General features: G+C 64.8%; 13 protein-coding genes. 1 reads left to right on the forward strand and 12 read right to left on the reverse strand.

Features of this window, described 5'->3' with window-relative positions:
* The 11 genes from P3W97_RS10600 to mltG all read right to left on the reverse strand — a co-directional run.
* A partial coding sequence (locus P3W97_RS10600; protein WP_300846547.1) for a succinylglutamate desuccinylase/aspartoacylase family protein occupies positions 1-1,125 on the reverse strand: 1,125 nt, incomplete at its 3' end.
* Entirely contained in the window at positions 1,125-1,826 is a 702-nt protein-coding gene (locus P3W97_RS10605; protein WP_367184620.1) for an ABC transporter permease, read from the reverse strand. The genes P3W97_RS10600 and P3W97_RS10605, both read right to left, overlap by 1 nt.
* Positions 1,827-1,856: 30 nt before the next feature.
* Positions 1,857-2,552: an ABC transporter permease subunit gene (locus P3W97_RS10610; protein WP_300846551.1), complete on the reverse strand. Its 696-nt coding sequence runs from the start codon at positions 2,550-2,552 to the stop codon at positions 1,857-1,859.
* 65 nt (positions 2,553-2,617) lie between these two features.
* Positions 2,618-3,397, reverse strand: coding sequence for an ABC transporter substrate-binding protein (locus P3W97_RS10615; protein WP_367184621.1), 780 nt, complete (start codon positions 3,395-3,397; stop codon positions 2,618-2,620).
* Between the two features lie 200 nt (positions 3,398-3,597).
* Positions 3,598-4,269 carry an ankyrin repeat domain-containing protein gene (locus tag P3W97_RS10620; protein WP_300846554.1) on the reverse strand — a complete coding sequence of 224 codons (672 nt, stop codon included), beginning with the start codon at positions 4,267-4,269 and terminating at the stop codon, positions 3,598-3,600.
* A 16-nt stretch (positions 4,270-4,285) separates the two neighbouring features.
* Positions 4,286-5,137: a TatD family hydrolase gene (locus tag P3W97_RS10625; RefSeq protein WP_300846556.1), complete on the reverse strand. Its 852-nt coding sequence runs from the start codon at positions 5,135-5,137 to the stop codon at positions 4,286-4,288.
* 59 nt (positions 5,138-5,196) lie between these two features.
* Complete coding sequence (locus tag P3W97_RS10630) at positions 5,197-5,577, reverse strand: PilZ domain-containing protein (RefSeq protein WP_300846558.1); 381 nt, start codon at positions 5,575-5,577, stop codon at positions 5,197-5,199.
* Complete coding sequence (locus P3W97_RS10635) at positions 5,574-6,629, reverse strand: DNA polymerase III subunit delta' (RefSeq protein WP_300846560.1); 1,056 nt, start codon at positions 6,627-6,629, stop codon at positions 5,574-5,576. The genes P3W97_RS10630 and P3W97_RS10635 overlap by 4 nt, the downstream gene beginning before the upstream one ends.
* Positions 6,626-7,261, reverse strand: a complete 636-nt coding sequence (gene tmk / locus P3W97_RS10640; RefSeq protein ID WP_300846562.1) for a dTMP kinase — start codon at positions 7,259-7,261, stop codon at positions 6,626-6,628. The genes P3W97_RS10635 and tmk overlap by 4 nt, the downstream gene beginning before the upstream one ends.
* 12 nt (positions 7,262-7,273) lie before the next feature.
* The gene (locus P3W97_RS10645) at positions 7,274-8,827 is read right to left on the reverse strand and encodes a hypothetical protein (RefSeq protein WP_300846564.1); all 1,554 of its coding nucleotides are present in this window, start codon (positions 8,825-8,827) and stop codon (positions 7,274-7,276) included.
* A complete protein-coding gene (mltG, locus tag P3W97_RS10650; protein WP_300846570.1) occupies positions 8,824-9,831 on the reverse strand; it encodes an endolytic transglycosylase MltG in 1,008 nt (335 codons plus the stop codon). Before mltG ends, P3W97_RS10645 begins: the two co-directional genes overlap by 4 nt.
* Before the next feature lie 142 nt (positions 9,832-9,973).
* Here mltG and P3W97_RS10655 point away from each other — a divergent pair, with 142 nt between their 5' ends.
* Positions 9,974-10,870 (forward strand): folate-binding protein, encoded by an 897-nt coding sequence (locus P3W97_RS10655; protein ID WP_300846566.1) that lies wholly within the window; start codon positions 9,974-9,976, stop codon positions 10,868-10,870.
* Positions 10,871-10,950: 80 nt separating this feature from the next.
* Here P3W97_RS10655 and P3W97_RS10660 read toward each other — a convergent pair.
* Positions 10,951-11,217: GNAT family N-acetyltransferase (locus P3W97_RS10660; protein ID WP_300846568.1), on the reverse strand; the 267-nt coding region annotated here is incomplete at its 5' end.

Consider the following 11,217-nt stretch of genomic DNA (forward strand, 5'->3'; position numbering starts at 1 on the left):
GGACAGCAGGCAGCCCTGGCGCACGGGTTGATTGCCAGCCACTTTGGCCACCGTCAGTCCAGCGGGGGCATAGCGTTCGCGGGTCCGGGCGTACAGTACGCCGCCCTGGACGGTGCGCAGGGTCGTGGTGCGGCCAGTCAACGGGTCGATCACCTCGGCCACCGCATCGCCAGGGGCCAGTTGCGCACCAAGCTCCGCCAGAAATACGAGCACACCCGGATGCAGCGCCTTCAGCGGTTCGGATCCAGCCAACGGGGTGGGCGTACAGATTGCATCGGGTATGGGTCCTGGGTCCCCGGCCACCGCACCGATGTGTTGCAAGTATCGCCAGATGCCAGCGGCATCTCGAGCCGCCCACGCGTGGCTGACGTCCGCTTCGCCACGCAGTTCGACGGTTGCGCTGGCACAGGCCTGGGGCAGCGGCACCGGGCGTCCAGACGCAGCCAAGCGCGCCGCCAACTGCGACCACAGACCGGAGAGCTGCTCGTCGAACGGTTGGCCGCCGGCGCCGTAGTCGGCGACCAGCACCGTCTGCGCCTGCAGCCAGTGCGCCAGAGGCTCGAGCGCAGGCCAACAGGCGGTCTCGCTATACAGATGCAGCACGGCTTCGGAATCGCAGTGCAGATCGAGCACGACATCGGCATCTACCGCGAGACGGAACAGGGCCAGTCGCAGGCCCTCGAACTCTGTGATCGGTGTTTGCTCCGCCAGCCACTCGAGCACGGCCTGACGCACCTGCCGGACATTCTCCGCCGCGTCACCACCCAGGGCCGGACCCACCCGATCGAACGCCACCCGGGCCAGGTCCGGGTAGCCGCGGTTGAAGTTTTCGGAGGTGTTGAGTTCGAAGCGCCCCATGGGACGGTGGTCGATGCGCTGGGCCAGACCGATCGGGTTGGCCACGGGGACCAGCACGACGTCGCCGCGGATGACCCCCTGCGCCTCGGCGGCGGCGAGCCTCTGGCGCAGGTGGTGGGCCACCAGCATGCCGGGCAGTTCATCGGCGTGCAAACTGGCCTGGATGTACACCTTGGGGCGCGCTCCGGGCGTGCCGAAATGCAGGCTGGTGACCGTGCGGGCGCTGCCCAGGCTGGTGCAGGGCAGGGGGTGGTGGCGGACGTCCATTAGGTTCGACACGGTGCCAGGTGGGCGAGAAAGCGGCGTTCGGCCAGCTTGAACAAGCCCACCAGCATGAAGGTGATACCGAGGTAGATGGCCCCAGCAAACAAATAGGCCTCAAAGGGCAGGTAAAAGTCGGAATAGACGCGGCTGGCGGCCGCGGTCAGGTCCGTCATCGCGGGTACGGTACTGGCGAGACTCGTGCTGTGCAGCATCATGACCACCTCGTTGCTGTACGCCGGCAGCGTGCGCCGCAGCGCACTGGGCATGACGATGCGCCACAGTATCTGGCGGGGCGACATGCCCATTGCGCGCGCAGCCTCGATTTCGCCATGCGGGGTTTCGCGGATGGCCCCGGCCAGCATCTCGGCCGTATATCCCGCGGTGTTCAGGGCAAAGGCGAGCAGGGCGCAGAAGAACGCCTCCTTGAACCAGGTCCAAGGCCAGATCTCGTCCCAGCGCGCCTGGATCCAGTCCAGTTGCGCGATGCCGTAATAGATCAGGTAGACCTGGATCAACAGCGGCGTGCCGCGCACGACGTAGGTGTAACTGCCAACCAGCCAGCGCAGCCAGGCATGGCGGCTGTTGAGCGCCAAAGCCAGAAACAGCGCCAACACGCCCCCCACCGCCAGGGATGACAGCAAGAGCTTGAGCGTGGTCCACAGCCCTTGGCCATAGAGCTCGAGCTGTGCCGGTTCAAAAATCACGGACCAGTTCACGGCAACACGCCCGCTCCATCAACCCTGCCACGAGGTGACGCGCCGCACCCCGAGGCTGAAACGGTCGTTGAGGCGCCGCAGCGCCCACAGCGACGCCGACGTGTAGACCAGAAACAGCGCCCCCACGAACAGAAAGAAAAAGAACGGTTCGCGCGTCGCAGCCGAAGCCTGTTTGGCCAGAAACGTCATGTCCTTGAGCCCGATTAGGCTGACCAAAGCGGTGCTTTTGATCAGCACCAGCCAGTTGTTGGTAAAGCCGGGCAGGGCGTAGCGCACCATCTGCGGAAGGGTGATGCGCACGAAGGTCTGCAGCCGACCCATGCCGAAGGCCCAAGCCGCCTCCATCTGCCCCCGAGGAATGGCCAGGATCGCCCCGCGAAAAGTCTCGGTCATGTAGGCGCCGTAGATGAAGCCGATGGTCAGCACGCCCGCGACGAAGGGGTTGATGTCCACCGGCTCGGTGCGGCCGAGCGACTCCAACAGCGTGTTCAGGCCGATCGTGCCGCCATAGAAGACGAGCAGCATCAGCACCAGCTCCGGCACGCCGCGCACCACGGTGGTGTAGACCGTGGCCACGGCGACGACCACTCGGCGCCCAGAGAGCTTGGCCGTGGCGCCCAGCAGCCCCAGTACGATGGAGACGGCCAGAGACAGCAGCGAAACCGCCACCGTCAGCAGCGCGCCTTCGAGGATCGCGGGAATGTAGTCGAGCATGTGCCAATGAAAAACGCGTCGCGCCGGTGCCCACCGGCGGGCGACGCGCCATTCACCCCGTCAGATCAGTTGCCGTACGGATCGAAGTCGAAGTACTTCCTGGCGATTTTGTCGTAGGTACCGTCGGCGCGAATCGCTTGGATCGCCGCATTGATATCCGCCTTGAGCTTGTCTTGGCCCTTGCGCATAGCCACGCCGACGCCATAGCCAAAGTACTTGACGTCGTACAGGTCCGGACCGACGAAGCCGTATCCCTTGCCCTCTGGCTTGCGCAGAAAGCCCCCGCGCACCTCGACCTTGTCGGCAACGGTGCCGTCGAGGCGGCCCGATTTGATGTCCAGGTACACCTGGTCCTGCGCCTCGTAGGGGATCACCTGCACGCCGGCAGGCTTGAGCTCACCCATGGCGTACTTCTCTTGTGTGCTGCCCTTGAGCACGCCGATCTTCTTGCCCTTGAGCGAGGCCGGTCCGCTGTAAGGAGTGCCTTCCTTGACAACGATGCCGCTCGGGGTCTTGTAGTACTTGTCGCTGAAGTCGATGACCTTCTTGCGGTCGTCGGTGATCGACATCGAGCTGATGATGACGTCGTACTTGCGCGCCTGCAGGCCGGGGATCATGCTGTCCCACACCTGTTCGACGTACACACATTTGCGGTTGAGTTTGGCGCAGATCGCCTCGGCAATGTCGACGTCGAAACCGGTCGGCTTGCCATCGGGCGTCTTGTAGGTGAACGGCTCGTAGGTCGCATCGATGGCAACCTTGAGCTCGTTGCCCTGGGCCTGAACGGCACCGGTAGACACGACGGCCGCAAGACCGATGGCTTGCAGTATGTGGCGACGCTTCATGAGGGTGTCCCCAAAATTGAACATGTACGCCATTGTAGACAGGCGCGTGCGCCGTGCCGAGCTGTGGTTTTCCCTTTGGCGTTTTACCTTGGCCTGCGCGCGCTGTGCGGACGCCAGGTGGACCCGCCAGGCAGGTTGCCTGGCCGATACTTTGACTTAACATAATACTTATTGTGGAATTTTAAACGGCGAACCACTCATTACCAGGTGCCGCGGGGATGGCGCGACCGGATAGCCGCGGCGATCAGCTCAACGACGTTTTGCCGGCTCACCTGGCGGGCAAAGTCGATGGCATCCAGCCCGAGTTGGTTGCGCAGCGTCGGGTCGGCCCCCTCATCCAGCAACAGACGCACCACCTCTTCGCGCCCATAGCGGGCCGCCATCATCAGCGGGGTTGTGCGGTTGGGGGACTCGGCGTCGATATAGGCGTGGTGCTCGAGCAACAGCCGCGTGATCGCAAGCGCGTATTCGCCCTTGTTGGTGGCTGCGTAGTGCAACGGTGTCCAACCCGGCCGATTGACCTGGGCCCCCCGGGCCAACAATTGCTGAACCAGCGCCAGATGGTTGCGCAGCGCGGCCATCATCAGCGCATTTTCGCCGGCTGCATTGACCGCTTCGACATCGACCCCCGGTTGTGCGATCAGGTAGCGTGCCACGGCCACGGCGTCGCGTTGCAGGGCCAGCACCAGGGCCGGATTGAGATCGGGATCCGGGGTATTCAGGTCGAATCCACGCGCGTGCAATTCCCGTACCGTGGACAGGTCGTCGCGGATCACCGCGGTAATGAACTGGTCATAGGAGCGCTGCGCATGTACGCCACCAGCAAGCAAAGCCAGCGCCATCGAAAAAATGAGTGAGCGGGTTCTTTTCATGCGCTTTGCGTGCCTTTCATGCGCTTTGCGTGCCGGTGGTTGAGGCCGATTCCGCGGCACGGGTAAACAGTCGATCGAAGTTGGCGCTGGTGGCCTCGGCCACGGTGTCGACGCTCGATCCTTTGAGTTCGGCCAGTTGCGCAGCCACGTAAGGGACATACGCCGGCGTGTTGGTCTTGCCGCGGTGCGGCACGGGTGCCAGGTAGGGGCTGTCAGTCTCGATCAGGCAGCGGTCGAGCGGCACATAGCGGGCCACTTCGCGCAAATCGGCAGCATTCTTGAATGTCAAAATGCCAGAAAACGAAATATAGAAACCCAGATCCAGTGCCGCACGTGCGACTGCGCGGGTTTCAGTGAAGCAGTGGAACACGCCCCTGGCCTGCGGCAGGCCTTCTGTGCTGCTGTGTGCAAAGCCCCCCTCTTCCCGCAATATGGCCAGCGTATCGTCCGAGGCGCTGCGCGTGTGGATGATCAGCGGCAAATCGGTCTGGCGAGCAGCCTGGATGTGGATTCGAAAGCGCTCGCGTTGCCAGGCCATGTCGTGTACCGTCCGATCCCCCAAGCGGTAGTAGTCGAGTCCCGTTTCGCCGATGCCAACCACCCTTGGCAGCCGGGCACGCTCGAGCAAATCGGCCACAGTGGGTTCGCGCACGCCTTCGTTGTCGGGGTGTACACCCACCGTCGCCCACAATCGCGGGGCCGTATCTGCGCCAAGCAGGGCCAAGCGGTGCACGGCTTCAAAACCTTCCAATGTGGTGCAGATACACAGCGCCCGCAGAACGCCAGCAGCACGCATTGCCGCCAGAATCTCGGGGTATTGGGCCTGCAATTCGGGAAAATCCAGATGGCAATGGGAGTCGGTGAACATATGAGCTGCGGTATGGGTATTGGGGGCGCCACCGAAGAATGGATCGGCTGGGCGTTCGTTCAAAGGGTTTGGGTCGGCCGGTCGGCAGCCAGATTGGCACCTAGGATTTCTTCGATCCGGGCCCGAAGTGCCCGGGATTTTTCATCCGCAGGGAAGCGCACGCCGATTCCCGGGGTGCGCGATCCGGTCGCACCAGGGGGGGTGATCCAGGCAACCTTGCCAGCCACGGGATAGCGCTGCGAATCATCCGGCAGAGTCAGCAGCACATATACATCCTGCCCCAGGGTGTATTGGCGCGAGGATGGTACGAAGATCCCCCCCTCGGTGAACAAGGGGATGTAGGCCGCGTAAAGCGCGTCCTTTTCCTTGATCGACAGTTGGATGACCGTAGGGCGCGGGTGGGATGCCCCGTCGCCGCCTACCGGCGAGGCGCTATTCATGGCCGCGAGTGTATCGTTGCTGTGGATGGGTCGGCACTGCGGGCGAAAGCCGCGCGGGTACGCTCGGCCCATGCCTCGGCCCACAGTTTCGGCTGTAGGGGGTGTTCGACCGTGCGCCAGGCCTGCTGCAAGGCTCGCCAGTAGGCAGACAGCCGGCGTCCGCTGGGGTTGGGTGGCAGCGCTTCGGCGGCAAAGTAGCGCGGGGGCGCCCCCGTGGCCACAGCCATGGCATCGTGGCACAAGAGCATCAGCACCTGCAACTGCCGCGGGATGGGCCACTCGGCCACCGGGGTCCAGTCCCCCCGGGCCAGTTGGCGCGGCAGATCGGCCCACAGCTGCGCCGTTACCCCCATTTGGGCCCAGACCAGTGCCTCTTGTGGCCGGCCACCCGCCGCCCGCCAGCAGGCGGACCAGTCCGCTTCGGTCAGCGCCTGGGTCAACAGTGTTTGGTCTGCCGCCGCCCTCTGTGCCAGCCACGCCAGGCCCTCTGTCTCGCTGGGCCAAGCCATGGCGTGGGCTTGGCAGCGGCTGCGGATCGTGGGCAACAGCTGGTGCGCAGCCTCGGTTGCCAGGATGAACCGCGCACGCCCCGGGGGCTCCTCCAATGTCTTGAGCAGCGTGTTTGCCGATTCCGCGTTCATGCGCTCCGCGGGGTGTACCAGCACGACCTTACCCTGCCCGCGCGCATGCGTGACTTGGGTGAATGCCACTGCCGCACGCGTGGCCTCGACGCGGATCTGGCGGCTGGGCTTGATTTCTTTGCGCTCGATGCGCTCTTGCGTCGCGGCATCCAGCGGCCAGCCCAGATCGAGGGCCTGCTGCTCGGGCATCAGCACGAACAGATCGGCGTGGGTGCGCACATCGACGGCGTGGCAGGCTGCGCACGCGTTGCAAGCGCCATGCGCGCTCGGCCGTTCGCACAGCCATGCGCGCGCGAGCGCGAGCGCCAGGTCGTACTGCCCCAACCCTGCCGGCCCCGTAAGGAGAACGGCATGGCCGCGCAGCCGCATCAGATCGCGCAATTGGCGCTGTACCCACGGAGGCGGTGTCATGACAGCCACCCCCGCTGGCGGCATGCGGCTTGGACTTGGAGCCACACCTCATGTGTCGGTAGCTGGGCATCGATGCGCACGAAACGTTGCGGAGCCTCCGCAGCGCGCTGGGCGTAGCCGGCCGCCACCCGATCGAAGAAGGAATGCGACTCCGATTCAAATTTATCTGGCGTATGTACACCCGATCGCCGACTGGCCGCGATGGCCGGAGGCACATCGAACCACAAGGTCAGATCGGGTTGTCGAAACCCGCCAGCCATCGTTTGCACCCAGTCTTCCAAAGTGCGCAGGACGGCCAAATCGAAACCGCGCCCATGGCCCTGGTAGGCGAAAGTGGCGTCGGTGAAGCGGTCGCACAGTACCACTTGTCCGGCTGCGAGGGCGGGCTCGATCACCTGACACAAATGGTCGCGCCGAGCTGCAAACATCAGCAGAGCTTCCGTCAGCGCATCCATTGGGGTGTGCAGAAGGCATTCGCGCAGAGTTTCGGCCAGCGGCGTTCCTCCGGGCTCTCGGGTTACCGTCACTTCGCGTCCTTGATGGCGCAAGCGCTCGGCCAGGGTTGCCAAATGCGTCGATTTGCCGGCGCCGTCGATACCTTCGAACGTGATGAACAGGCCCGCGTCACTCATGTCGGTTCGATGTCATGGAGGCAGGGAATCGTACACGCTGGCATGCGAGGGACAAATCCGGCCGGGGTGGCGCCAAAGCCACAGCTGCAGCCTCACCCCGTCTCCGACGGCGGGTTGTCTCGGCAGCGTGATCGAGCGTACTTCCCCCTGCCTTGCAAAACCCAGTTGCGCCAAGCGATCCCATCCCGCGGGGGATTCGCCTTCCAGGAGCACTGCGATACTGCACGCGGGCTGTTGACTCCAAAGCACAGCCGACGAATGGCGATACAACACGGGGTGGCGTTGCTTTCCATATGCCGCCACGGCGCCGGCCAACTGGATCGGTTCGGCGACAATGAGCGTAGGCGTATCCGCCGGTAGCTGCGCGTCCACCCACTGAGCAATGGCGCGGGCTGGCAATTGGCTCCACGACGGTCGGCCCATCCAAGCGAGCAGGTGCGCGCGAAGCAGCAACAACACCAGGGCCGTGATGACCAAGACCCAGGCCATCGCATGCAAGCGACGCGCGATGGCATCGCCCCGCCCTGCCCACCACGGTGCCAGTACCAACAACATGGGCACGGCCAGCGGGAGGATCCAGCGCTCCTTGATTTCGGCCAATTTTCCGGCAGCCACCAGCGCCAGCATCGTCCCGCCAACCACCGCGATGTACACCGCTGCCAGCGTCAACCAAACGGTTTGGGGTCGACCGTCGTGACCAGAGATGGCTTTTGCAAGATGTCCTCGCGACCGCCACCATGCGAGCCCGAGCAGCAGCCCCGGTACCGACAGGGTCGCCAACCAACTAGCCGCCCACGCCATCAGACCTTGAATGACGGTGTCGTCCCCTGGCGGCAGCATCTTGGCCACGATCGGCTCTCGCACGACAGGCCAAATCTCCCATACCTCCGACGCGTGCCAAGCGAGCAAGCCCATCGCCGGCAACCACATGGGCACGGCCTGTCGCATATGAAAGACGAACAGGCGCGCCCAGCCCCGAAAGTCGCCCGTTACTCGCCACCAAGCGGCCAATAGGACGCTCGACCAGCCCGCTAATGCGAGCGCAGCGTTGTACTTTGACAGCAACGCTGCACTGGCCAGCCCACCCAGTAGCATCCAGCGCCAAAGCGGCAGTGGTCGTTCGGGTCGCAGGAGCAAGGGGGCGCTGCTTGCTACCAGCGCGGCTACGCAAGCAGCAGCCAACAAGCTGTGGGTCAGGGTACGCGGGGCATCCCACAGCAAAATCGGCAAGCTGAGGACCCACATGGAAGCCGCCCGCGCGGCCAGGTTGGATGCACCGATGTGCAGCATGAATAAGGCGGCAGCCATGCCGATGCCCCACAGTGCCACCGCTTTCAGCACGACCACCGCCGTCAGCGCGGGCATTGCCAGCAAAGCGCGCAGGAGCCAGACCAACCATTCGAACAAGGGGGGTTGCGGTCCGTAGCTCGTGCGCAACCATTGCTGGTGTAGCATCTGTTCGGCTTCGTCGAACTCCAGGGCTGGCGTCAGAAGCAATCGCAATATGGCCCAGGCAGCGTAGAGCAGCGCCAGCCACAGGGAAAAACGTCCGAGCGATGCGTTCATCGGCCGATTTGATAACGCCGAACAGCCTGGTGATGTTCCTCGAGCGTGTGACTAAAGGCACTGGAACCATCGCCCCGGGCGACGAAGTACAGCGCACGGCTGGATGCGGGCTGAACGGCAGCCAGCAGCGAGTTCCAGCCGGGCATGGCGATGGGCGTGGGCGGCAATCCCGCTCGGGTATAGGTGTTGTAGGCTGTGTCGGCAACCAGATCCCGGCGGCGCAGATCGCCATCGAAGCCCTCCCCCAAGCCATAGATCACGGTCGGATCAGACTGGAGCCGCATGCCGATACGCAGGCGGTTGATGAATACGGCAGCGACCAAGGGACGATCGGCCTCGCGCCCGGTTTCTTTTTCGATGATGCTGGCAAGGATCAGCGCCTCATCCGGCGACCGCAGAGGCAGTCCAGAATGGCGCTGCGCCCAGGCATCGGCCAGTCGCTTCTCCATCGCGGCGGCGGCCTGTCGCAGCACGCGCGAGGCCGGCGTGCGCTTGGGGTACACATAGGTGTCGGGGAAGAACCGCCCCTCGGCATGGGCGATGCGCAGGCCCAGGTGTCGCGCCAGTTCGACTGGATCGTCACCCGCCGGTAAATCGTCGATCAGATATTCCGCTGTGCGCACCGCTTGCAGCACCTGCCGCACATTCCACCCTTCCACCAGCGTCAGGCGCCGCACGGCCTGTTCGCCGCGCACCAGCTTGTCCAGCAGCGTGGCGGGGGTGGTACCTGGTGCAAGCTCATAGCTGCCCGCTTTGAGCGCGCGCGATTGCCCGGAGAGCCGAAACCACAGGAACAGCCCCCAGGCTGTGGTGTCCACCCCCGAGGCGACCAGTGACTCGGCCACCTCGGCGGCAGACATACCCGGCTCGATCACCACGTCTACGACCGGCTGCCCCTGCAGCCGCAAGGGCAGAGGGCGGTGCAGCCAAGTGGCAACAGCGGCTGCCAGAACCAAGACGGCCACTGCCGCCAACGCAGACCAACGGAATGCCAGGGATTGCAACAAGCGGGTCACGGGTAATGGGCGAGCGCCTACGGTAACGTCGAGCCTGCGGGAAAATACGGGCCATGATCATAGCCGCAACGATCATGAGCTCATGATGACTTTCTCGAACCCCAGTGCCAGTCACGCCTCCCTCCCCCCCATGCATGGGGTCGCACGCCTAGAGGACTGGGGCGTGATCAGTGCCCAGGGCGAAGAGGCGGCCGCTTTTCTGCACAGCCAGTTGACGCAGGATTTCGTCGCGCAGCGCGATACCGAAGCGCGCCTGGCGGCCTATTGCACACCCAAGGGGCGCATGCTGTTGAGCGCCATCGGCGTTCGGCGCGATGGCGAGGTGCTGCTGTGCGCGCCGCGTGAGCGCATTGCGCCGACCGTCAAGCGCCTGTCGATGTTCGTGTTGCGGGCCAAAGTGCGACTGAGTGATGCATCCGACCAGTGGGCGTTGTGGGGGGCGGTCGGCGATACGTTGCCCACCGCGCTGCCGCCGGCCGTGTGGTCCGTGTGGCGCGACGGCGACCAGACCTGGGTGCGGTTACCGCCGGGTGCGGATCTACCCCGGGCCCTGCTGATCCAGCCGGCCGGCGCCTCTGCGCCCGAGGGGCCTGCCCTCGCCCTGGCCTATTGGCAGTGGCTGGCGGTGATGAGCGGTGTGGCCCACATCACCGATGCCGTGGTGGAGGCTTTCGTACCGCAAATGATCAATTACGAATCGGTCGGGGGGGTCCACTTCAAGAAAGGGTGTTACCCGGGACAGGAGGTGGTGGCCCGCAGCCAATTCCGCGGCACGCTCAAGCGGCGCGGCTATCTGGTTCATGCCGACGGTCCGCTGACTGCGGGGCAAGAAATCTTCCATGCCGCCGATCCGGAGCAACCCGCGGGGTTGGTGGTGCAGGCAGCCCCCCATCCCGTGGCGGGGTGGGACGCCATCGTGTCGCTGCAGACCAGCGCAGCGGATGGGCAGCCGCTGACGGCTGGCGGCCCGGATGGCGTCCCCGTGCGCCTGCAACCCCTGCCCTACGAGCTTTTGCAGGACATCTGATTGCGCTGGGGTCCGAGCAGTACCGAGACCGAGCGGCATCCGAAATCTGCGCTGGGTCCGCCGGCAGCCGACAGGGCCGATCACAGGCGCATCTCCATCGACTGGTGGAGGATGCCGACCTCGTTATAGGGCTCACCCACGCGCCGCCAACCCAGCCGTTCGTAGAAGCCGACGGCAGTGTGCTGCGCGCTCAGGCGCAGGGTGTGGTCACCGCGCGCGCGGGCGGCATCCAACAGGGCCTGCAGAATCCGTCTGCCAACGCCGCTGCCGCGCAGCGCACGGTGCACCGCCATGCGGCCCACCTTGCCTATCCCCGGTTCCGCGATCAACAGCCGTCCAGTCCCCAC

The organism is Tepidimonas sp., from assembly GCF_029335975.1.
Lineage (GTDB): Bacteria > Pseudomonadota > Gammaproteobacteria > Burkholderiales > Burkholderiaceae_C > Tepidimonas.